This is a genomic window from Kitasatospora sp. NPDC057738 (genome assembly GCF_042798815.1).
GTDB lineage: Bacteria > Actinomycetota > Actinomycetes > Streptomycetales > Streptomycetaceae > Kitasatospora > Kitasatospora lactacystinica.
On the sequence record NZ_JBHVJT010000013.1, the window covers coordinates 122,390 to 141,625 of the forward strand.

General features: G+C 73.8%; 17 protein-coding genes and 1 tRNA gene. 7 read left to right on the plus strand and 11 right to left on the minus strand.

Annotation, left to right across the window (positions count from 1 at the left end; all coding sequences use genetic code 11):
• Positions 1–107 precede the first annotated feature (107 nt).
• Both ACFVGO_RS09935 and ACFVGO_RS09940 read left to right on the plus strand, forming a co-directional pair.
• The gene (locus ACFVGO_RS09935; RefSeq protein WP_380631294.1) at positions 108–1,202 is read left to right on the plus strand and encodes a hypothetical protein; all 1,095 of its coding nucleotides are present in this window, start codon (positions 108–110) and stop codon (positions 1,200–1,202) included.
• A gap of 343 nt (positions 1,203–1,545) precedes the next feature.
• Positions 1,546–2,499, plus strand: a complete 954-nt coding sequence (locus ACFVGO_RS09940; RefSeq protein ID WP_359901210.1) for a PAC2 family protein — start codon at positions 1,546–1,548, stop codon at positions 2,497–2,499.
• A gap of 73 nt (positions 2,500–2,572) precedes the next feature.
• Here ACFVGO_RS09940 and mshC read toward each other — a convergent pair whose 3' ends face one another.
• From mshC to ACFVGO_RS09970, 6 genes are all read right to left on the minus strand, one after another.
• Positions 2,573–3,802 carry a cysteine--1-D-myo-inosityl 2-amino-2-deoxy-alpha-D-glucopyranoside ligase gene (gene mshC / locus ACFVGO_RS09945; RefSeq protein WP_380631295.1) on the minus strand — a complete coding sequence of 410 codons (1,230 nt, stop codon included), beginning with the start codon at positions 3,800–3,802 and terminating at the stop codon, positions 2,573–2,575.
• A 242-nt stretch (positions 3,803–4,044) separates the two neighbouring features.
• Positions 4,045–4,875 carry a carbohydrate-binding protein gene (locus tag ACFVGO_RS09950; protein ID WP_359901216.1) on the minus strand — a complete coding sequence of 277 codons (831 nt, stop codon included), beginning with the start codon at positions 4,873–4,875 and terminating at the stop codon, positions 4,045–4,047.
• A 125-nt stretch (positions 4,876–5,000) separates the two neighbouring features.
• Positions 5,001–5,930, minus strand: coding sequence for an AraC family transcriptional regulator (locus tag ACFVGO_RS09955; protein WP_359901218.1), 930 nt, complete (start codon positions 5,928–5,930; stop codon positions 5,001–5,003).
• Positions 5,931–6,072: 142 nt separating this feature from the next.
• Entirely contained in the window at positions 6,073–6,870 is a 798-nt protein-coding gene (locus ACFVGO_RS09960; RefSeq protein ID WP_359901268.1) for an SCO1664 family protein, read from the minus strand.
• 44 nt (positions 6,871–6,914) lie between these two features.
• Positions 6,915–7,481, minus strand: a complete 567-nt coding sequence (locus ACFVGO_RS09965; RefSeq protein ID WP_380631298.1) for a DUF3090 domain-containing protein — start codon at positions 7,479–7,481, stop codon at positions 6,915–6,917.
• Between the two features lie 196 nt (positions 7,482–7,677).
• Positions 7,678–8,370, minus strand: a complete 693-nt coding sequence (locus ACFVGO_RS09970) for an MSMEG_4193 family putative phosphomutase (protein ID WP_359901223.1) — start codon at positions 8,368–8,370, stop codon at positions 7,678–7,680.
• A 138-nt stretch (positions 8,371–8,508) separates the two neighbouring features.
• On the opposite strand from ACFVGO_RS09970, the gene ACFVGO_RS09975 reads away from it, so the two are divergent.
• Entirely contained in the window at positions 8,509–9,489 is a 981-nt protein-coding gene (locus ACFVGO_RS09975; protein ID WP_359901226.1) for a magnesium and cobalt transport protein CorA, read from the plus strand.
• A gap of 84 nt (positions 9,490–9,573) precedes the next feature.
• Here ACFVGO_RS09975 and ACFVGO_RS09980 read toward each other — a convergent pair whose 3' ends face one another.
• On the minus strand, positions 9,574–10,620 hold the full coding sequence (locus ACFVGO_RS09980; protein ID WP_359901229.1) for an LLM class F420-dependent oxidoreductase: 1,047 nt from the start codon (positions 10,618–10,620) through the stop codon (positions 9,574–9,576).
• Between the two features lie 240 nt (positions 10,621–10,860).
• Here ACFVGO_RS09980 and ACFVGO_RS09985 point away from each other — a divergent pair, with 240 nt between their 5' ends.
• Together ACFVGO_RS09985 and ACFVGO_RS09990 are read left to right on the plus strand one after the other, a co-directional pair.
• Positions 10,861–11,841: an aldo/keto reductase gene (locus ACFVGO_RS09985; RefSeq protein WP_380631299.1), complete on the plus strand. Its 981-nt coding sequence runs from the start codon at positions 10,861–10,863 to the stop codon at positions 11,839–11,841.
• Positions 11,842–11,900: 59 nt separating this feature from the next.
• Positions 11,901–14,123, plus strand: coding sequence for a helix-hairpin-helix domain-containing protein (locus tag ACFVGO_RS09990; protein WP_380631300.1), 2,223 nt, complete (start codon positions 11,901–11,903; stop codon positions 14,121–14,123).
• A 99-nt stretch (positions 14,124–14,222) separates the two neighbouring features.
• Here ACFVGO_RS09990 and ACFVGO_RS09995 read toward each other — a convergent pair whose 3' ends face one another.
• The gene (locus ACFVGO_RS09995; RefSeq protein ID WP_049660402.1) at positions 14,223–14,828 is read right to left on the minus strand and encodes a hypothetical protein; all 606 of its coding nucleotides are present in this window, start codon (positions 14,826–14,828) and stop codon (positions 14,223–14,225) included.
• 364 nt (positions 14,829–15,192) lie between these two features.
• On the opposite strand from ACFVGO_RS09995, the gene ACFVGO_RS10000 reads away from it, so the two are divergent.
• Positions 15,193–15,402 carry a DUF5703 family protein gene (locus ACFVGO_RS10000; RefSeq protein WP_359901238.1) on the plus strand — a complete coding sequence of 70 codons (210 nt, stop codon included), beginning with the start codon at positions 15,193–15,195 and terminating at the stop codon, positions 15,400–15,402.
• Positions 15,403–15,559: 157 nt separating this feature from the next.
• Here ACFVGO_RS10000 and ACFVGO_RS10005 read toward each other — a convergent pair whose 3' ends face one another.
• The 3 genes from ACFVGO_RS10005 to ACFVGO_RS10015 form a co-directional block, all read right to left on the minus strand.
• Complete coding sequence (locus ACFVGO_RS10005) at positions 15,560–16,480, minus strand: chaplin (RefSeq protein ID WP_380631302.1); 921 nt, start codon at positions 16,478–16,480, stop codon at positions 15,560–15,562.
• Between the two features lie 326 nt (positions 16,481–16,806).
• A complete protein-coding gene (locus ACFVGO_RS10010) occupies positions 16,807–17,046 on the minus strand; it encodes a chaplin (protein ID WP_359901243.1) in 240 nt (79 codons plus the stop codon).
• Positions 17,047–17,302: 256 nt separating this feature from the next.
• Positions 17,303–18,634 (minus strand): M20/M25/M40 family metallo-hydrolase, encoded by a 1,332-nt coding sequence (locus ACFVGO_RS10015; RefSeq protein WP_359901245.1) that lies wholly within the window; start codon positions 18,632–18,634, stop codon positions 17,303–17,305.
• 291 nt (positions 18,635–18,925) lie between these two features.
• On the opposite strand from ACFVGO_RS10015, the gene ACFVGO_RS10020 reads away from it, so the two are divergent.
• Positions 18,926–19,010: transfer RNA gene (locus ACFVGO_RS10020), tRNA-Leu, on the plus strand.
• The last annotated feature ends 226 nt before the right edge of the window (positions 19,011–19,236 follow it).

Genomic DNA, 19,236 nt, shown 5'->3' on the forward strand with positions numbered 1-19,236 from the left:
CGGACCCGCTTGCTCGGGCCCGCACGTGGCCAGGGTATCCGGCCGACGGGTCGGCCCGCCGTTCGTTTCGTATCCTGAGCGCTCGACCGCAAGGGGGGAGCAAGCGCGTGGCCCGATACCGGACCTCCGCGCAGCGTGCCGGTCGGGCCCTGGGGGCCCCGTTCCGCGCGCTGCGCAACCGCTGGCGGGCATGGTCCCGGTGGCGCCGGGCACTGCTGGTCCTGGCGCTGGTGGCGGCCCTGCCGCCGGCCGCGCTGGGCTCGGCGTTCGTGATGTTCCGACTGCACTACACCGGCGAACCCGCCGCCGACGCCCGCACCCGGGGCCGGGACGCGCTCTGGCTCGGCCACGCCTGGGTGGACGGCCGCAAGACCGAGGCCGACGTGGCCGCACTGGTCCGGCAGCTGGCCGGCACCGGCATCCGGGACCTCTACGTGCACACCGGACCGCTGGAGCACGACGGCTCGCTGCCGCCCGCCGTCCACCCCCGGGGCCGCTGGTTCACCGACACCGTGCACCGGGCGCTGCCAGGCGTGCGGCTGCAGGCCTGGCTGGGCGACGAGGTCAAGCCGGAGAAGGACGCCCTGGACCTGGAGGACGGCCCCACCCGGGACCGGGTCACCGCCTCCGCCGGCCAGGTGCTGGACCTCGGCTTCGACGGCGTGCACTTCGACATGGAGCCGATCCGCCCCGGTTCGCCGGGCTGGCTGGCCCTGCTCGACCGGGTCCGGCCGGTCACCGCGGCGCGCGGCGCCAAGCTGTCGGTGGCGGCCCCGCAGATCGACCCGGTCCCGGGCCTGCACACGGCCGGCATCCTGCTCACCGACCACGGCAAGTGGTGGGACGGGGCGTACTTCACCGAGACCGCCCGCCGGGTCGACCAGATCGCGGTGATGACCTACGACACCTCGATGCCCACCGAGCCGCTGTACGGCGGCTACGTCGCCCGGCAGACCGAGCTCGCCCTGCGGGCCACCCCGGCCGACGTGGACCTGCTGATGGGCCTGCCCTTCTACTGGGACGACAAGTGGGGCCACTGGGGCGACGCCGAGACCGTCCGGGCCGCCGTCCGGGGCGTGCGGCTGGGCCTGGGCCGGGAGGACCGGCGGCGGGCCAACTTCGGCGTCGCGCTGTACGTGGACTTCGCCTCGCTGCCCGAGCACTGGGCGGCGTACCGCAGCGGCTGGGTGGACGTCGGGTAGCGCGCCCGGACGGCCGTCCGGCGGGCCCGCGCGTCCCGGCCGCACCCGGACGGCCGTCACGTTCCGTCGCGAATCGAACACCCTTCACCCCCACCGGACACCTGACGGCCCGTCAGCCCCGGGGTCGCCGATATCCGGTGGATCGCGGCGGCCCGCTCCCCCAGACTGTCCCGGTGCCCGGCCGCGGTGCGCATCAAAGCCCGTAGGCTGGGCAGGTAGGGACCGTGGGGCGAGACGCTCCACGGGAGACGAGAGGTTCGACAGTCGGCAGCCGGCCCGTCGGCGCCCCGGCAGGCCAGCCGGGGCGGCGCAGGTCCGACCGCCGACCGGAGGGAGACGCTGGGTGATCGAGCTGGAAGATGTTCCCGAATTGATCGACCCGGTCATGGTCTGCGCCTTCGAAGGCTGGAACGACGCGGGCGACGCCGCCTCCGCGGCTCTGGCGCATCTGGACGAGACCTGGGGCGGCAAGGTGTTCGCCGCCCTGGACGCGGAGGACTACTACGACTTCCAGGTCAACCGGCCCACGGTCTGGCTGGACGGCGGCATCCGCCGGATCACCTGGCCGACCACCCGGCTCTCGGTGATCCGGGTGACGGAACCGACCACCCGGGACGTCGTGCTGATCCGCGGCATCGAGCCGAGCATGCGCTGGCGCTCGTTCTGCAACGAGCTGCTGGGCTTCGCGCACGAGCTGGGCGTCGAGCTGGTGGTGATCCTGGGCGCGCTGCTCGGCGACACCCCGCACAGCCGCCCGGTGCCGGTCAGCGGGGTCACCTCCGACCCGGAGCTGGCCCGCCGGCTGGACCTGGAGGAGAGCCGCTACGAGGGCCCCACGGGCATCGTCGGGGTGCTCCAGGAGGCCTGCACCCACGCCGGGGTGCCGGCCGTGACGCTCTGGGCGGCGGTGCCGCACTACGTCTCGCAGCCGCCGAACCCCAAGGCCACGCTGGCCCTGATCAACAAGCTGGAGGACCTGCTGGACCTGCGCATCCCGCCGGGCGAGCTCGCCGAGGACGCCCGGGCCTGGCAGCTCGGCGTGGACCAGCTGGCCGCCGAGGACAGCGAGGTGGCCGAGTACGTCCAGCAGTTGGAGGAGGCCCAGGACACCGCGGAGCTGCCGGAGGCCTCCGGCGACGCCATCGCCCGCGAGTTCGAGCGCTACCTGCGCCGCCGGGAGAACGTCGGGCCGACCGGCGAGAAGCCGGTGTCCGGGCACGCCACGGCGGAGCGGCCGGCCGATCCGGAGGCGCCGGGCGGCGCCCGGGAGAGCCAGGACGGCGCCGAGGAGGAGTAGCGGCACCGCACGCCGAAGGGGCGTCGGGACACCTGGTCCTGACGCCCCTTCGGCGTGTGCTGCGGGGTGCGGGTTACAGCGCGACGCCGAGCAGGGCGTCCACGGTGCGGGTCGCCAGGCCGGGCGCGCCGATGTCGGTACCGCCCTCGGCCTCCTGCCGGGCCGCCCAGCGGTCGACCGCGGCCAGCGCCGCGGGCGTGTCCAGGTCGTTCGCGAGCGCCTCGCGCACCTCGGCGAGCAGCTGCCCGGCCGCCGGGCCGTCCGGGCGGGAGACCGCGGCGCGCCACCGGGCGAGGCGCTCGACGGCCTCGTCCAGGGTTCCCTTGGTCCACTCCCAGTCCGCGCGGTAGTGGTGCGAGAGCAGCGCCAGGCGGATCGCGGCCGGGTCGACGCCCTCGCGGCGCAGCGCCGAGACGAAGACCAGGTTGCCGCGGGACTTGGACATCTTGTGGCCGTCCAGGGCGACCATGCCGGCGTGCACGTACGCCTTGGCGTACGGGTGGGCGCCGGTGGCGACCTGGGCGTGCGCGGCGCCCATCTCGTGGTGCGGGAAGGAGAGGTCGCTGCCGCCGCCCTGGATGTCGAAGGACATGCCGAGGTACTGGAGGGCGATGGCGACGCACTCGATGTGCCAGCCGGGGCGGCCGTGGCCGAGCTCGGTGTCCCAGGCGGGCTCGCCCGGGCGGGCGGCCAGCCAGAGCAGGGCGTCCAGCGGGTTGCGCTTGCCGGGGCGGTCCGGGTCGCCGCCGCGCTCGGCGAAGACCGGGCGCATGGCCTCGCGGGTGAGGCCGGAGACCTCGCCGAAGCGCGGGTCGGCGTCGACCGAGAAGTAGATGTCGCCGTCCACCCGGTAGGCGGCGCCGGAGGCCAGCAGCTTCTGGACGATCGGGACGATCCACGGGATCGACTCGACGGCGCCGATGTAGTGGGCCGGCGGGAGCATGCGCAGCGCGGTCATGTCCTCGCGGAACAGGGCCGTCTCGCGCTCGGCCAGGTCGGTCCAGTCCTGGCCGGTCTCGACCGCGCGGGCGAGCAGCGGGTCGTCGACGTCGGTGACGTTCTGGATGTACAGGACGTCGTGGCCGGCGTCCTTCCAGACGCGCTGCACCAGGTCGAACGCGTTGTAGGTGGCGGCGTGGCCCATGTGGGTCGCGTCGTAGGGGGTGATGCCGCAGACGTAGATCCGGGCGGTGCCGTCCTGCGGCACCACCTCGCGGACGGTGCCCGCAGCGGTGTCGTGGATACGGAGGGGGAGCCCCTGACCAGGCAGGTCGGGAACCTCGGAGGCGGGCCAGGCATGCATGGAAACAACTTTAACCTTGCGAACATTTGAAAGCCTAACCAGTACGAAAGATCGACTGGATTCGCTTCTTGCCATTGCCCGGCGGTTTTCCGACTGGTATTGCGCGGAACCGGTGCGGCGCGGAGCCGGCCGGGAGGCGGCGCGGCGCGGAACCCGGCCCCCGGTTCCGGACGTGGTTGAGCGCCCGGTCGGCCCTGCCGCCGACCGGGCGCCCGGCGCCCCGGGGGACGCGGTCGGAGCCGCTACGACCGCTGCCAGAGGGCCGGCACGTTCGGCGGCTCCCAGCCGGCCATGGCGGTGTGCGCCTGGAGGCAGGTGTAGGAGACGCCGGAGTAGGTGACGCGGTCGCCCGCCTTGTACGCGGTGCCCGCGGCCCAGGTGCCGCTCGGCGGCGTACTGGGCCCCCCGGTCGGGGTGACGGTGGGCGACGGGCTCGGCGTGCCGGGGGTCTGCGGAACGTCCAGCACGAAGTCGAAACTGGCCTCGCGGGTCTGGCCGTTCTGGCGGACGTTCATCAGCAGCCGGGGATCGTAGATGCTGTCCGTGCTGTTGCGCGGCTCGCCCGGGAAGTACAGCTGGGTGGTGATGATCGAGCGGCCGGGGGCCTGCAGCTTGACGTGCAGGTGCCGGGTGCGGCCCGGGTAGAGGCCGGGCACGATGGTGTCCAGCTTGTAGGCCCCGTTGGCGTCGGTGAACTGGTGGCCGCGGAAGGTGTAGGTGACGTTGTCGTAGTTGCCGCCGTTGTCGGCCTGCCAGAAGTCCAGCAGCACACCGGAGATGGGCCGGCAGGCGCGGCCGAAGACGTAGCCGCTGACCACCAGGCGGGTGCCGGGGCCGTCGTTGACCATCGAGCTGCGCAGCGGGGAGTTGGGCTTGAAGTACGGACCCTCGATCTGCTCGACGGTGGGGGCGTCCCCGTCGTGGCACTCGGGGGTGAAACCGATCGGTTCGCCGCTGTCGATCCGGTCCCGGGCCAGTGCGACTCCACCGCCGACCAGCAGCGGAGCAGCCCCTAGCGCGGCGGCGGCCTTCAGTACGGTCTTGCGGCTGATCATGCCGTCGGGCGTGGGCATGCGCCGTCTCCTTCTCGTGAGGCGGGGGGGTGGGGGCGGCCCTTGCCATGGTGGGGGCATGACAAGGGCCGAACCGGTCGCCCGTCCGTGCGCGCCGGGCCGGCCACCGGTGGCCAGCAGCAAAGTTACGGGCCGTCCGGCGTGACCGCGATGGACATGATCCGGGGATCGTGGTGATTTCCGTCGACCCTGGCCCGGAACTCCCCCGGGGTCATCCCGGTCTCCCTTCGGAAGAACCGGCAGAAGTACGCCGGGTCGACGAAGCCCGCCTCCTTCGAGACCTGACGGATCGTCAAATCCGTGCAGGCGAGCAGCCGTTTGGCCTCCAGGGTCTGCTGCCGGCGGATCAGGCCGCCCGGGGTCCGGCCGGTGGCCTGCTTCACCAGGGTCTGCAAGTGCCCCGGCGAGACACCGAGTTCCTGCGCGGTGGAGGCCACCGAGTGCCGCACCCCGCCCGGCCGGGCGATCAACCGGGTGAAGGCGGCGGCCACTTCGGCCGGACGGCTGGGCACCACCGGACGGTCGGCCGGGGCACAGGCGCGCAGCGCCCGGACGATCAGGATGTGCAGGCTGGCCCGCAGCACACCCTGGTAGCCCGGCGCCCTGGTCCGGTACTCGTGCTCCATGTCGGCGAGCAGCGCGGCGATCGCCCCGGCCTGTTCACCGAGCGCGAGGGCCGGGCGGGCGGCCAGGGCCCGCAGGGCGGCGAGGTCCTGGGGGTGGCCGAGCAGGAAGTCCTCGTTGAACAGGACGACCTGGCCGGTCAGCTCCTCGGCGTCCGCCCAGTAGTGCACCTGGCCGGGGGTGATCACGCACAACTGCGGTGGCGCCAGCGGCCGGTGGACGAGGTCCAGGACGTGGGCGCCGTGGCCGCCGGTGACGTGGACGATCTCGTAGAACGAGTGCCGGTGGGGGAAGCCGGCCCGCGAGAGCGGGCCGATCGCGTCGAAACTGCCGATGGCGAAGGGGAGCAGCTGGGGCAGCGGGACCTGCAACCGGTGCAACGGCAGGTCCGGCGCGGTCCGGGGGGTGGGGGTGGTCCGTCGCACATCCATCGGAGCAGTGTGCGACCCGTTCCGGGCACAGGTCCAGACCATCTGCCGCCGTTTTCACGGACCGGTCCGGGCCACCGGCGCTCGCGCGGCCGGCGGCAAGGACCGGTCGGCGCCCCCGGCTGCACCCGGGCCGCACCCCCGGCTACACCGGCGGCCAGGGAATCGCCGGCCAGTCCTCGGGCGGCAGCGGGTGCCGGCCGGAGCCCCGGAGCCCGGCCACCCGGGCCCGGGTCGCGTCCAGCTCGGCCGCCGTCAGGTGCGGGGCGAGCCGCTCGGCGAGCTCGCCGTCCAACTGCTCGGCCAGCCGGGCCAGCACCTCCAGCGCCTCGGTGGGCAGCGGGTCCCCGGCCCAGCCCCAGAGCAGGGTGCGCAGCTTGTCCTCGGTGTTGAAGGTGACACCGTGGTCGATGCCGTACACCCGGCCGTCGGCGGCCGGAATCAGGTGCCCGCCCTTGCGGTCGGCGTTGTTGAGCACCGCGTCCAGGACGGCGAGCCGGCGCAGCCGCCGGTCGTCGTGGTGCACCAGCAGGGCCGTCCGCCCGCCCTCGACCTCGGCCCGGACGATCGGCAGCCAGCCCTGCTCCGGGCCGCGCGGGTCCTGGAGCGCGAGCAGCGGCTCGGCCCCCGGGTCCGGCTCGACCCACAGCTGCACCATGCCGGGCCCGTGCGGGCCCTCGCGCAGCACGGTGGGCGGGATCAGCGCCCAGCCGGTCGCGGCGGACAGCTCGTACGCGGCGACCTCGCGGCCGGCCAGCGTGCCGTCCGGGAAGTCCCACAGCGGGCGCTCGCCGGCCACCGGCTTGTAGACGGCCTGCGCGCTCAGCGAGCCGTGCGCGACCGTGCAGTACAGCGCGGCGTTGGAGGCTTCGGTGAGGCGGCCGTGCACGGTCAGCCCGCCCTGGCGCAGCAGCGCGAGGGCGGTGGGCACGTCGGCGGCCAGCGCCGCGGCGGCGGCCGGGTCGGCCTGCGGCGGGGTGTCGGTGTTCAGCGCCGGTAGCCGTTCGCGCGCGGGCACAGGTGGCCCTCCGGGTCGAGCGGCAGGTTGCAGAACGGGCAGGGCTTGCGGCCCGCCGCGACCAGGTCCAGCGCGCGCTTGGCGAAGACCCGGGCCATCGCGCCGGACAGCCGCACCCGGAGCATGTCCGGGCCGGTCTCGTCGTCGGTGAAGACCGCCTCGGCGGCGTCCTCCTCCTCGTCCTCGACCAGCGCCTGGGCCTCGACCACCAGGCAGCTGTCCACGCTGTCCCAGGCCAGCGCCATGGTGCCGACCCGGAACTCCTGCTCCAGCGGGAGGTCCAGCGGGGCGGTGTCGAGCAGGTCCTTCGGGGCGGCGGCCGGGATGGCGGCGTCTCCGCCACTGCGCCGCAGCGCCTCGTCCAGGACCTCCTCGATGCGCTCGGCGAGCGCAGCGACCTGGGTCTTCTCCAGCAGCACGCTGGTGATCCGGCCCCGGGCACTGGCCTGAAGGTAGAACGCCCGGGCGCCGGGCTGGCCGACGGTGCCGGCCACGAACCGTTCGGGCTGGTCGTAGAAGTAGACCTGACGGGGCACGCTCTCGCTCCGGATCGTGTCGGTCGGCGCGGTACCGCCGGGGGCGGATCGCGGCCGGATGGACTCGTAAGTCACCCTACGACCTTCGGGCTCCGGCCGGGGAGCCGAGCCGACGGCCGCGGGCGGGGTGGCACCCGGGGAACCGGCGGTGTCGCCCCGGACGGCGCCTCCCCGGACGGCCCGTCGGCGGCGTGCCTCAGACGGCGCCGCCGACCACCGCGTCACCGGTCGGGGTGGCCGCGGCCGGGTGGGGCCTGGGCGCGAGCGAGGCGAGGTCGCCGGTGTCGCCCATCCTCAGGACGAAGGGCCGCTGCGGGGTGTAGCGGATCGCGGTGACCGAACAGGGCTCGACGCTGATCCGCTGGAAGTGGTCCAGGTGCAGCCCGAGCGCGTCGGCCACCACGGCCTTGATCACGTCCCCGTGCGAGCAGGCGATCCAGACCGCGTCCTCGCCGTGCTCGGCGGCGATCCTCCGGTTCCACTCGCGCACCGCGTCCACCGTGCGGTGGCTCAGCTCGCGCAGCGACTCCCCGCCGGGGAAGGCGGCCCCGGCGGCGTGGTCCTGCACGGTGCGCCAGAGCGGCTCCTTGGCCAGCTCCGCCAGCGGGCGGCCGGTCCAGTCGCCGTAGTGGCACTCCCCCAGCCGCTCGTCCTCGGTCGGCGGGCCCAGCTCGGGCCGGACCGCCAGCAGCGGCTCCAGCGTCTGCCGGCAGCGCTCCAGCGGGCTGCTGACCGCCCGCACCAGCGGGATGCCCGCCAGCCGGCCGGCCAGCGCGGCGGCCTGCGCGCGCCCGGTGTCGTCGAGGTCCACGCCGGGGGTCCAACCGGCCAGGATTCCGGCGGTGTTCGCGGTGGAGCGGCCGTGACGGACGAGCAGCAGGGTGGGCATGGGGTCAGCCTACGGCCTTCGGGCCCGGCCGTGGGCCCCGGTTCTTCCGCCCGGTCGCACCCCGGCCGCGGGAGGCCGGGGGACGGGGCAGCACCCGGGTCCGTGCCGAACGGCCCCGCTCGGGTGACAATGGCCCGCATGATCGTCCACTGCGCCGCCTACCACGACGGCCACCGGATCGAGTCCCCCGCGGACCTGGCCGGTGCGCTCGCCGCCGCCCGCGCGGCCGGTCCGGACGGCTTCGTCTGGATAGGCCTGTTCGAGCCCACCGTCGAGGAACTCGACCACGTCGGCAAGGAGTTCGCGCTGCACCCGCTGGCCGTCGAGGACGCCGTCAGCGCCCACCAGCGCCCCAAGGTGGAGGCCTACCAGGGCTCGCTGTTCGTCACCCTGAAGACCCTCGGCTACCACCCCGGCGGTCACGTCGTGACGGTCGGCGAGGTGATGGTCTTCCTCGGCCCGGACTTCGTGATGACCGTCCGGCACGGCGAGGACAGCCCGCTCAGCGGCCTGCGGGCCGCCCTGGAGCAGGATCCCGAGCAACTGCGCTACGGGCCCAGCTCGGTGCTGCACTCGGTCTGCGACACCGTCGTGGACGGCTACATGGAGGTGGCCACCGCGCTCCAGACCGACCTGGACGAGCTGGAGGCGGACATCTTCTCCCCCGGCCGGGTCGGCCGCGACACCGCCGGCCGGATCTACGGCTACAAGCGCCAGGTGATGTCCGTGCGCAGGGCCACCGGACCGCTGCTGGAACCGATGCTGGCCCTGGAGCGCGGCGCCCGCTTCGTCCGCCCCGAGACCGCGCCCTACCTGCGGGACGTCGCCGACCACGTGGCCCGGGTGAACGACCAGGTGGACGGAATGGACCGGCTGCTGTCCGACATCCTGAACGCCAACCTGGCGCAGGTCAGCGTCCAGCAGAACAACGACATGCGGAAGATCTCGGCCTGGGCGGCGCTGGCCGCCGTACCGACGATGATCGCGGGCATCTACGGGATGAACTTCGACCACATGCCCGAACTGCACCAGGTCTGGGGGTACCCGGCGGTGCTGGTGCTGATGGTGGTGGTCTGCCTGGTGCTGCACCGGGTGTTCAAGCGGCACGACTGGCTGTAGTGCCGCTTCCCCACCGGCCGTCCGGTTCGTCGGGCCCGTCCCGTCCGTCCCGTCCGTGCTGTCCGTCCCGTCCGTGCTGTCCCGTCAGGCCAGTCCGGCGCGCTCCAGCGCCTCGACGCCGGTGCGCAGCGCCAGGATCCGCTCGTCCAGGGTGAATCCGGACGGGGCCAGGGTGAGCGTGGTGACGCCCGCCTCGGCGTAGGCCTGCATCCGGTCGGCGATCCGGGCGGTGTCGCCGATCAGCGAGGTGGCGTCGATCAGGTCGTGCGGGACGGCGGCCGCGGCACCCGCGTAGTCCCTGGCGAGGTACTTCTCCTGGACCTCGTCGGCGGCCTGCTCGTAGCCCATCCGCCGGGCGAGCTGGTTGTAGAAGTTCTTCTCCTTGCTGCCCATGCCGCCGATGTAGAGCGCGGCGTACGAGCGCAGGCCGTCCACGCCGGCCTTGATGTCCTCGCCGACCGCGAGGTTCACGGTCGGGCAGAGGTCGAAGCCCTCCAGCGTCCTCCCGGACTTGGCGCGGCCGGCCGTCAGCGGGTCGACGGAGAGCGCGGCGTGCTCGGGCGAGAAGAAGATGCCGAGCCAGCCGTCGGCGATCTCACCGGTCAGCTCCAGGTTCTTCGGGCCGATCGCGGCGATGTACAGCGGGATGTGCTCGCGCACCGGGTGCACGGTGAGCTTGATCGGCTTGCCGGGGCCGCCGGGCAGCGGCAGCGTCCAGTGCGCGCCCTCGTGCACCAGGCGCTCGCGGGACATCGCCTTGCGGATGATCTCCACGTACTCGCGGGTGCGGGCGAGCGGCTTGTCGAACTTCACGCCGTACCAGCCCTCGGACACCTGCGGGCCGGAGACGCCGAGGCCGAGCCGGAACCGGCCGCCCGACAGGGTGTCCAGGGTCGCGGCGGTCATCGCGGTCATGGCCGGGGTGCGGGCCGGGATCTGGAAGATGGCCGAGCCGACGTCGATCCGCTCGGTCTTCGCGGCGACGAAGCTGAGCACCGTCGCGGCGTCCGAGCCGTACGCCTCCGCCGCCCAGCAGACCGAGTAGCCGAGCCGGTCCGCCTCCTGGGCGACGGCGATGTTGTCGGCGTCCATGCCGAGCCCCCAGTAGCCGAGGTTGATCCCGAGTCGCATCTGCCGCACCTTCCAGTGGGTTGGGGTTGCCAGCGAGGGTAGCCGTGCCCGCGCCGAACATGCTACTGACGGGTAGGAGTGGGTTGGGTCACACCGGTGCTGTTGATCGTTCTGCGGGTCGGCACCTCTGCCCGCGCACCGGCCGCTACGCTCAGCCGACGTGGGGAGCGCTCTCCCCACCTGCGCGTTCACAGGGCTGCCGGGCCTCCCGGGGCCACCGGCCAGTGAAGGGCCCGTCCGATGGAAAAGCGTCACCTCGGCCGCACCGGCCTGCAGGTCTCCCGGCTCGGCCTCGGCACCATGACCTGGGGCCGCGACACCGACGAGCACGAGGCGGCGGAGCAGCTCAAGGAGTTCGTCGACGCCGGCGGCAACCTGATCGACACCGCCGACGTGTACGCGGACGGCGGCGCCGAGTACCTGATCTCCCGGCTCACCGACAGCCTGATCCCCCGGTCCGAGCTCGTCATCGCCACCAAGGCCGGCAGCGTCCCGGAGTCCGCCCGCCGCTTCGACGGCTCGCGCGGCCACCTGCTCGCCGCCCTGGACGCCTCGCTGCGCCGGCTCGGCACCGACCACGTCGACCTGTGGCAGGTGCACTCCTTCGACCCGGCGACCCCGGTCGAGGAGACGCTCAGCGCCCTCGACATCGCCGTCTCCTCCGGGCGCGCCCGCTACGTCGGGGTCTGCGACTTCAGCGGCTGGCAGCTCGCCAAGACCGCCACCTGGCAGCACGCCCACCACGGGCGGGCGCCGCTGGCCGGGGCGCAGCTGGAGTACTCGCTGCTGCAGCGCGGCATCGAGCGGGAGGCGCTGCCCGCCGCGCTGGACGCCGGGGTCGGGGTGCTGGCCGGCTCGCCGCTCGGGCGCGGGGTGCTCACCGGCAAGTACCGGCACGGCGTCCCGCAGGACTCGCGCGGCGCCTCGCCCTACCTGACCGGGTTCGTCCAGCCGTACCTCGGGGAGCGCTCCCGGCGGATCGTGGACGCCCTCGCCACCGCCGCCGACGGGCTCGCCAGCAGCCCGCTGGCGGTCGCGCTGGCCTGGGTCCGGGGCCGGCCCGGGGTGGCGAGCGCCCTGGTCGGGGCCCGGACGGTGGCCCAGCTGCAGGCGGCACTGTCGGTGGAGGCGCTTACGCTTCCGGATGAGATCCGTGGTGCGCTCGACGACATCTCGTCGCCGGTGCACCACTACCCGGACCAGGGGTGGACCGAGCTGTGACCCCCGGCCCGGGTTGTCGAGCAGAACCTGCAGTGGAGTGACCTTTGGAGCGGACGACGATGACTGACACGGGGAACGGCGCTCCGGAGGTGACCGCCGGGGCCAAGCTGACCCCGGAGGCGAAGGCCGCGAAGTTCGCGGAGCTGGCCCAGCGGATCCGCGGCATGCAGCCGGAGGACGCCGCGGATCGTGCCGCACGGGCGGGTGCCGCCCGCGCGGAGGCCTCGATGACGGAAGCCCCGACGGCGGAGGCCCCGGAGCCCGGAGGGTCGGAGCCCGAGGAGTCGGAGCCGGCCGCTCCGACCCCTGCCCCGACCGCCCCTGCCCCGACCGCCCCCGTCCGGGCCGCCCCCGTTCCGGCCCCGGCTCCCGCTCCGGCCGCCCCCGCCCCCGTGGTGTCCGACCGGCAGCGCGGCGAGGTGCTCCGCGCCACCGTCGAGGTGCTGACCGCCGGCGGCGCCCCGGCCGAACTGGCGGCCGCCGCCGTAACCGCGCTCGGTGAGGAGGCACCCGCACGACTGCGCGAGGACCCGTGGGCGGTGCTGGGCCTGCCCGGCGTCCGGCCCGAGCACGCGGACGGCTTCGCCCGGGAGCTGCTCGGCCCCGGAGCCGGCCCGGGCGACGAGCGCCGCGCCCGCGCACTGGTGCCGTGGCTGCTGGAGCAGGCGGCGCTGCGCGGGCACTCGGCCCAGGAACTCGCCGAGGTGGCGGTCGGGCTCGACCGGCTCCGGATGCCCGAGCCGGCCACCGCGATCCAGGCCGCCGTCGAGGACGGGCGGGTGCTGTCCTTCCAGGAGGAGCTGACCGGCCCCGAGGCTCACGCGGCGGGGGGCGACGAGGAGGACGAGGCGCCGACCCGGACGCTGCTCGCCCTGGCGGGGCTGGCGATGGCCGAGGACAGCCTCGCCGAGAAGCTGCTCCAGCTGATGGCCACCTTCGTGCCGGGCGAGGACGCCGAGGAGACCGAGGACGCGGCCGAGGCTTCCGACGGGTCCGAGGACGCCGACGAATCCGAGCGGGCGGCCACCGACGCGGCGGCGGAGACCACCGAGGCCACCGCCGAACAGCCCCCCGTCGCCCCCGGCCCGGCCGCCTGGGCGGCCGCCGCCGAGGCGGCGCCGTCCTCCTCCTCGACCGCCCTGATCAAGGCCGTCGCCGAGCACGCCCTGGTGCTGCACACCGGCGGCGAGGCGGCCCGCGCCGAGCCGGCCGTACTGGTCGCCGCCGCCCGGGGCCTCGGGCTGCGGGCCTGGGCGGCCACCTGGACCGACCAGGGCCGGGACTCCTTCGCCGCGCTCGCCCGGGCGGGAGCCGGCGCCGAGGCCCCCGTGGTCACCCTCGCCGAGCTGCTCTCCGGTGCCGCCGGCCCCGGCCGCGCCCCGGACGGCACGCTCGCCCTGGACCTGCTGGTCGTGCTGGACGCCCCGCTGCTGGACGTCGAACTGGCCGCCACCGTCCTGGAGTCGCTGGCCGACGGCACCCGGCTGGTGCTCAGCGGCGACCCGGGCCAACTCTGGTCGGCCGGCCCCGGCCGGTTCTTCGCCGACCTGCTGGCCGCCAAGGCCTGCCCGGCGGTCTCCTCCCGCACCCCGGACTTCGGCCCGATCGGCGAGCTGGTCTCCGGCATCGGCATCGGCGAGCTCCAGCCGGTCGAGGCGCCGGACAAGGAGGTGGTCATCCTGACCGCGAAGGACGCCGGCGAGGCCGTCCACCGCGCCGTCCAGCTGCTCACCGACTCCATTCCGCGCGCGCTGGGCATCCCGGTCGAGCAGGTGGTGCTGCTCACCCCGGGCCACGGCGGCCCGGCCGGCACCCGCGCGCTGAACGCCGCCGCCAAGGCCCGGCTCAACCCCGGCCCCGGCCGCTTCGGCGGCTTCGACCCGGGCGACCGGGTGGTCGACTCCCCGGCACCGGGCATCACCCGCCCGGCCCGGGTGCTGGACGGCGACGCCGCCGGTCTGCACCTGGAGTACGCGGACGGCTCGCACCGGACCGTCCCGCCGGCCGAGGCCGCCCGGCTGCGGCACGGCTGGGCGCTGACCGTCCACCAGGCGCTCGGCCGGCGCTGGCCCGGCGCGGTCGTGGTGCTCCCGGAGGACGCCGCCCCGGCGCTCACCCGGCAGTGGGTCTACACCGCCTTCGGCCGCGGCGAGCGGCACCTGTCCGTGGTGCACGCGGCGGGCCCGGCGCTGGCCCACGCCGTCGCCGAGCGCCCGGCGCAGCCGCGCACCACCCGGCTGCGGGCGGTCCTCGCCGAGAACGCCGCCGCCTCCGAGTACTGAGCGGCGTCCGGCGGCCCGCCGTGGCGGGCTGCCGGGCGGAACGCACGACGGGCGGGCCCCGGTGATCCCGGGCCCGCCCGTCGGCCGTCCTGGACGGCGTCAGTCGTCCGGATCCTCGTCGTCGTAGACCTCGCTCACGTCGAACCGGCAGATCAGCAGCTGCGGGTCGGCGTGCTCGAAGGGTTCGGGCAGCCACTCGCCCGGCTCGGTCGGCTCGGTGGCCGCGACCCAGAGCGTCGAGTCGGCCTCCTCCAGGCCGAACTCCTCGCTGCGGGCGGCGATCTCGTCGGGCTCGTACTCGCCGAACAGCACTCCGATCGCGGCGTTCACCCCGCCCGCTCCGGCTCCGCCCGGGGTCAGCGACTCGTCCAGCCGCTCGGCCTGGGCACGCAGTCGCTCGGGGTCGACGACGTGGTAGTCGCGGCGGATCAACACACTGATCGCCTCGGGCTGTTCGGGGCCGTGGTACCCGCCGGGGCCCTCGTCCCCGGGGATCTCGAAGGGCGTCACCTCGTCGTAGGCCTCGTACAGGAGCTGGTCGTAGGCGATGGCCGCCGTGGCGAGCTGCTCGTAGGCGGCGGTAACGGCGGGATCATCGGCTGCGTTGGGGCTTGACACCGCTTCCAGATGACGATCGATGGCGGCCTTGACCGCCTCAGCGGCGGCGCGTACCTCGGCAATGGTGGGCTGCGCGGCATCAGACATGGTGCAGACGCTATCTCCCCGCGGTGTCGGTACGCACAGCGGTTGTCACCTCCACCCGCGTTTTCACCGCAACTTCCCCCCTGATGTCCGATCCGTGCCACTTCGTCCCCACGCGGCACCGGCGCGAAACGGGCGCGGAGGGCGCGCGCCGGACTCGACGGGGCCGTCCGGGTGCGGCTTCGCGCGCCGGGATCGGGGTATCCCTTCCCCAGTGGCAACAGGACTGATGCGCTGTCAGCCGACGGCCCGGGTCACGCCTCTTCCGGCCGCCGCCTCCGCGCGGGAGGGACGGCCGGAAATACCCGGGCCGACCGTCCGGGGCAGGCCGTAGGCTTGCCCGAAGGTGATCCCCAGGAGGAGCGTTTTGACCCCACGGAAGCCGGTCCGGCAGCCGGAGTACGAGTACCAGTCCCTGCGCATGCCGCGCGGCACCACGCGCAACGCGGCGCGCCAACTGCTCACCGAGCACGCCGAGTACGGGCACTGGGAGCTCGACCGACTCAAGCTGTTCCCCGACGGCAGCCGGACGGTCCGGCTGAAGCGGCGGATCATCCGGCAGGTCCGGAGCTGGTGACGGGCGGGGCACCGGCACCCCGGGCGGGCCTCGCGTCGAGCCTCCACGCGGCCGCGCCCGCGGCCGCCCGTTCGCCCGGCGGCCGCGGGTGGGTCGTTCCCGCTACGGGTGCGCGCGCGTCCGGTTCAGCGCGCGCCCCCGTCCCCGGTCGACCGGATCAGCGGACTCCGGCCCGGGCCCGGCGGTAGAGCACGCCACCGCCGAGCATCAGCGCGAGGCCGGCGGCACCGAGCAGCTCGACGCCGCCGGCGCCGGTGGAGGCCAGCTGGGCGGTCGGGGCGACCGTGGCGGCCTTGACCGCCTTGGCGGGTGCCACGACGGCCTGCTCGGCCGCGACGGGCGGCACGCTGTTGCGCGCGACGTTCGTCACCTCCTCGGAGGAGGTCTTCGGCGGGGTCGGGCAGGCCTCCACGCAGCCCTCGACCGGCTTCGGGGTGGGCTTCGGAGCGACCTTGGCCACGTTCACGCAGTCGTTGCCGAAGGCCGGGTTGCCGACGCCGACCACGTTGACCGAGTTGCCGCAGGCGTTGACCGGGACGTCCACCGGCGCCTGGACGCTGTTGCCGGAGAGCACGCCCGGCGAGTTGGCGGCGACGCCCGAGGCGCTCGCGCCCGGCACTGTGGCACCCGGGACCGAGGCGCCGGGCACGGTGGCACCCGGGACCGCGGAACCCGGGACCTTGGCACCCTGGCCGGCGCCGGTACCGGAACCCTCGACGCCGCCCACGCCGTCGGCGGGACGGCTGCCGTCGGAGTGACCGCCGCCGGTGGCGCCCGAGCCGCCGGGCAGGCCGTGCTGGACGGGCTTGGCCGCCGGGTGACCCCCGCCGCCGTTGACGTTGGCGCAGTGGTTGCCGTAGGACGGGTTCAGCAAGCCGATCACGTCGACCGTATTGCCGCAGGCATTGATCGGCACCTGGATCGGCACCTGGACCGAGTTGCCCGAGACGACGCCGGACGAACCGACGGCACCCCCCTGCGCCTCGGCTCCTCCCGCATAGGCGTAGCCGGCGGCCGAGGCCAGCACGCTGCCCGTGGCCACCGCCGTGAGGATCCCCTTCTTGGCTACATTCCTCATTTTTTCCCCTGACATTTCGAGACGACGTGTCGACCTTGACATGAACCTTCAAAAAAGTCGGAATTTCCGTATATCCGTAAATCACGCAAGGGCTTCGGCTGCACACGAGTTAACGAGAGGCGAACGGGGAGGTTGAGCCGAACGAATCGGCTTCACCCGATCGAGCGATCGTGTCGGACCTCGTGTATCCGGCGGCCGCCGGACCCCGGAGCGGGTCCGGCCCGCACCGGACCGACGGGAACGCGAACGCCCCCGGCGCGGCGCGTCCGCCGCCCGGGGGCCGGTTGCGAATCGGCTCAACAGGCCTCGACGGCCCGGAGGTCGACTCAGACGTTGGCGCAGTGGTTGCCGAACGCCGGGTTCAGCACGCCGATGACGCTGATGGTGTTGCCGCAGAGGTTGACCGGGACGTGCACCGGAACCTGGATCTGGTTGCCCGAGAGGACACCCGGGGAGCCGGCGGCCACGCCCTCGGCACCGGCGTGAGCGGACGCGACACCGGCGGCGGCGAGCACCAGACCACCGGTGGCGGCGGCGACAGCGGCGATCTTCTTGACCTTCATCATTCCTCCTGTATGGACAACGCAACCCGTTCGGCGGGCTGCACAGGGATGAACGACGCTGCGGCAAACGGGGTACGGAACGGGTCTCCCATTCACCCGCAACGGTGAGGTCTCGCACACATGATCAGCTTAAGATTTCCGGCAGAATCGCTTCTGTCGATCTTCCTTTCCCCGTCTCACAATCATCAGCTCCGACAATGCGCTCGGCCCGCCCCCGGCATTCCGGGAACGGGCCGACCCAGTCGTCTGATCAGGGGCTTCAGCAGGCGTCGATGAACCGGTCCAGCACCCGGGCACCGAACTTCAGGCCGTCCACCGGCACCCGCTCGTCCACACCGTGGAACATCCCGGCGAAGTCCAGCTCCGGCGGCAGCTGGAGCGGCGCGAAGCCGAAGCAGCGGATGCCGAGGTCCTGGAACGACTTGGCGTCCGTCCCGCCCGACAGGCAGTACGGCACCGCGCGGGCGATCGGGTCCTCGGCGCGCAGCGCGGTCTGCATCGCCTCCACCAGGGCGCCGTCGAAGCCGGTCTCGATCGCCTTGTCCGAGTGCAGGCTCTCGCGCTTCACGCGCGGGCCGAGCACGCTGTCCAGCTCGGCCAGGAACTCCTCCTCGTAGCCGGGCAGGAAGCGCCCGTCCACGTGCGCGGTGGCCTGACCGGGGATCACGTTCACCTTGTAGCCGGCGCCGAGCATGGTCGGCTGGGCGGTGTTGCGCAGCGTGGTGCCGATCATCTTGGCGATGCCGCCGAGCACCCGCAGCGTCTCGTCCATGTTCTCCGGGTCCAGCTCGACCCCGAGCGCGTCCGACAGCTCGTCCAGGAAGGCCCGGACGGTCTTGGTGATCCGCAGCGGGAACTGGTGCCGGCCGAGCCGGGCGACCGCCTCGCACAGCTCGGTGATCGCGTTGTCGTCGTTCTCCATCGAGCCGTGGCCGGCCCGGCCCTCGACCGTCAGGCGCATCCAGTGCATGCCCTTCTCGGCCGTCTCCACCAGGTAGAGGCGGACCTGGTCGTTGACCGTGAAGGAGAAGCCGCCGACCTCGCCGATCGCCTCGGTCACGCCCTCGAACAGCCCCGGGTGCTTGTCCACCAGGAAGCGCGCCCCGTAGGTGCCGCCGGCCTCCTCGTCGGCGAGGAAGGCCAGCACGATGTCGCGCGGGGGCTTGCGCCCGGTGCGCAGCCGGTCGCGGACGACCGCCAGGGTCATCGCGTCCATGTCCTTCATGTCGACCGCGCCGCGCCCCCAGACGCAGCCGTCCGCGATCTCGCCGCCGAACGGGTCGTGGGTCCAGTCCGCGGCGTTGGCCGGCACCACGTCGGTGTGGCCGTGGATCAGCAGGCCCGGACGGGAGCGGTCCTCGCCCTCGATCCGGACCACCGTCGAGGCCCGGCCCTTGGCGGACTCGAAGATCTTCGGTTCGAGCCCGAACTCGGCGAGCTGCTCGGCCACGTACTCGGCCGCCTTCCGCTCCCCCGGGCCGGAGCCGTCCCCGTAGTTGCTGGTGTCGATCCGGATCAGATCGCGACAGATCTCGGCGACCTCGGACTCAGCCGTCACCTTCGGTGCCGCCGACTCGCTCCGCTCGCTCACGGTCACTCCTCGTCTTGGGCCCGCACCGACGCACCAGCGCGCCACCCCCAGGACCTGCACCCGGGCCGTACGAGCACGTCCGCCCATCCTCCCCCAGCCCCGGATCCCGATCCACCCCCCGCGCACTCCCGAAACCCCCTGGTCACGCCCCCGCCACACGCCACCCCTTGCCACCGCCACCGGTCGTACCGGCCGACCGGGAATCGTTTTGGGACCCCAAGCCGATCTTTGCTACAGTTACATCTGTCAGCGCGACGGACGAGAGATCGGAAGCCGCGAGGACGACACCTGGTCCGGGTGGCGGAATGGCAGACGCGCTAGCTTGAGGTGCTAGTGCCCTTTATCGGGCGTGGGGGTTCAAGTCCCCCCTCGGACACCGAAGAAAGGCCCCAGTTGATCTGGGGCCTTTCTGCTTTTCGGCCACGGTTCTCCGCCGTGGCGCGACCGGTCGGACGCCCGGACGCCGGATGCCCGGCCGGTGGGTACCGGCCGGGCATCCGGATGGGCCTGGCCCGACGGGACGGTGTCGGGGTCACGCCCAAATCGGCGGGATTCGGTCAGCCCTGGCTGGCGGCGGGGGCGGCAGCGGCGGGCGCCTCGGC

Coding starts and splice junctions, on each gene's coding strand:
- ACFVGO_RS10010 (WP_359901243.1), bottom strand. CDS start 17,046: ATGATGAAGGTCAAGAAGATCGCCGCTGTCGCCGCCGCCACCGGTGGT.
- ACFVGO_RS09975 (WP_359901226.1), top strand. CDS start 8,509: ATGATCGTCCACTGCGCCGCCTACCACGACGGCCACCGGATCGAGTCC.
- ACFVGO_RS09990 (WP_380631300.1), top strand. CDS start 11,901: ATGACTGACACGGGGAACGGCGCTCCGGAGGTGACCGCCGGGGCCAAG.
- ACFVGO_RS09955 (WP_359901218.1), bottom strand. CDS start 5,930: ATGGATGTGCGACGGACCACCCCCACCCCCCGGACCGCGCCGGACCTG.
- ACFVGO_RS09995 (WP_049660402.1), bottom strand. CDS start 14,828: ATGTCTGATGCCGCGCAGCCCACCATTGCCGAGGTACGCGCCGCCGCT.
- ACFVGO_RS10005 (WP_380631302.1), bottom strand. CDS start 16,480: ATGAGGAATGTAGCCAAGAAGGGGATCCTCACGGCGGTGGCCACGGGC.
- ACFVGO_RS09950 (WP_359901216.1), bottom strand. CDS start 4,875: ATGCCCACGCCCGACGGCATGATCAGCCGCAAGACCGTACTGAAGGCC.
- ACFVGO_RS09985 (WP_380631299.1), top strand. CDS start 10,861: ATGGAAAAGCGTCACCTCGGCCGCACCGGCCTGCAGGTCTCCCGGCTC.
- ACFVGO_RS09980 (WP_359901229.1), bottom strand. CDS start 10,620: ATGCGACTCGGGATCAACCTCGGCTACTGGGGGCTCGGCATGGACGCC.
- ACFVGO_RS09970 (WP_359901223.1), bottom strand. CDS start 8,370: ATGCCCACCCTGCTGCTCGTCCGTCACGGCCGCTCCACCGCGAACACC.
- mshC (WP_380631295.1), bottom strand. CDS start 3,802: ATGCATGCCTGGCCCGCCTCCGAGGTTCCCGACCTGCCTGGTCAGGGG.